This is a genomic window from Streptomyces lancefieldiae (assembly GCF_031845825.1).
Lineage (GTDB): Bacteria > Actinomycetota > Actinomycetes > Streptomycetales > Streptomycetaceae > Streptomyces > Streptomyces lancefieldiae.
Genome location: NZ_JAVRFH010000207.1, coordinates 1 through 1,451, shown reverse-complemented (window position 1 = coordinate 1,451; position 1,451 = coordinate 1). Strand labels below are relative to the sequence as shown.

The 1,451-nt window shown below is 68.7% G+C and carries 1 protein-coding gene and 1 pseudogene; both read right to left on the bottom strand.

Annotation, left to right across the window (positions count from 1 at the left end):
- A pseudogene (locus RM812_RS41640) lies at positions 1-1,143 on the bottom strand (condensation domain-containing protein); the annotation flags it as partial.
- Positions 1,140-1,451: phosphopantetheine-binding protein (locus RM812_RS41635; RefSeq protein WP_311586148.1), on the bottom strand; the 312-nt coding region annotated here is incomplete at its 5' end. The pseudogene RM812_RS41640 and the gene RM812_RS41635, both read right to left, overlap by 4 nt.

The following is a 1,451-nucleotide window of genomic DNA, read 5'->3' as shown; positions in this document are numbered from 1 at the left end:
GTCGAACTTCGCAGTGTCGGTGCCCGTCGCGACGGGCGTGACCCGCAGCCGTGGCATCTCGATCTCCGGCAGCACGAACTGCCAGGCGAGCATCACCTGGAACAGGGGTGAGTAGGAGATGGACCGGTCCGGGTTGAGCATCCCCACCAGGCGCTCGAACGGGATGTCCTGGTTGTCGTAGGCCGCGAGAGCCTTGTCCCGCACCTGGTCGAGGACATCGCCGAACGACGGGTTGTTCGACAGATTCACCCGCAGCACCCAGGTGTTGGCGAAGAATCCGATCAAGTTGTCGAGTTGCTCGTCGCCGCGTCCCTCGATCGGGCTGCCGATCGTCAGGTCGTGGCCGGCACCGATGTGGTGCAACAACACCGCGAGCGCGGCCTGGGCGACCATCGGCGGCGTGGCACCGCGGTGCGCGGCGAGTTTCCGGAGCCCGGCGAGCAGTTCGGGTCCCAGCTCGAAGTCGACGTGGCCGCCGCGGTGGTCGGCCGCCGTCGGCCGCGGCCGGTCCAGGGGCAACTGCACAGGCTGCGGCACCCCGGCCAGTTCCTCCCCCCAGTAGCCGAGTTGCTCGGCGGCGACACTGTCCGGATCCGCCTCGTCGCCGAGCAACTGCCGCTGCCACAGCGTGTAGTCCTTGTACTGCACGGCAAGCGGCGCCCAGTCCGGCGGGCGACCCTCGTGGCGAGCCGAGTACGCCGTCACCAGATCGCGCAGGAACGGCCCCATCGACGCCCCGTCCGCAGCGATGTGGTGGAACACGAACAGCAGCACGTGCTCCTGGGGGGCGAGGCGGAAGACCGTTGTCCGCAGAGGCAGTTCCGCGTCCAGTTCGAACCCCTCGGACGCGGCCCCGTGCATCGCCGCGTCCACCGCGTCCTCGGCCACGTCGACCACCCGGAACCGGTGGTCCGCCTACTCCGACGGCACGACCCGTTGCTCCGGCGTGCCGTCCGCGCTCTCCTCGATCAGCGTGCGCAGACTCTCGTGCCGGGTGGCGACATCCCGCACCGCCGCGGCCCGGGCCGCGGTGTCCAGCTGCCCCTCCAGGCGCAGCACGAACGGAATGTTGTAGGTGGGGGTCGGGCCTTCCAGACGGTACAGGAACCACAGCCGGCTCTGGGCGAAGGACAACGGGATCATCGACGCTTCTCCTCAACGGTCATCTGACGCAGCTGCGGGCGGTTCGACGTGGCCTGTTCCTTGAGCCGGACCGCCAGCTGGGCGACGGTCGGATAGCGGAAGATCGTCGTGACCTTGACGTCGACGTTGAATGCGTTGCGTATGCGGCCGACCAGCCGGGTGGCCAGCAGCGAATGCCCACCGTGCGCGAAGAAGTCGGTGTCGATGCCGACCTCCTCCACATCGAGTAGATCAGCGAACAACCGGCAGAGGACTTCCTCGTCATGGTTGCGGGGCCCTCGTCCGGCGGCGGCCTCAGCGTAGCCGGG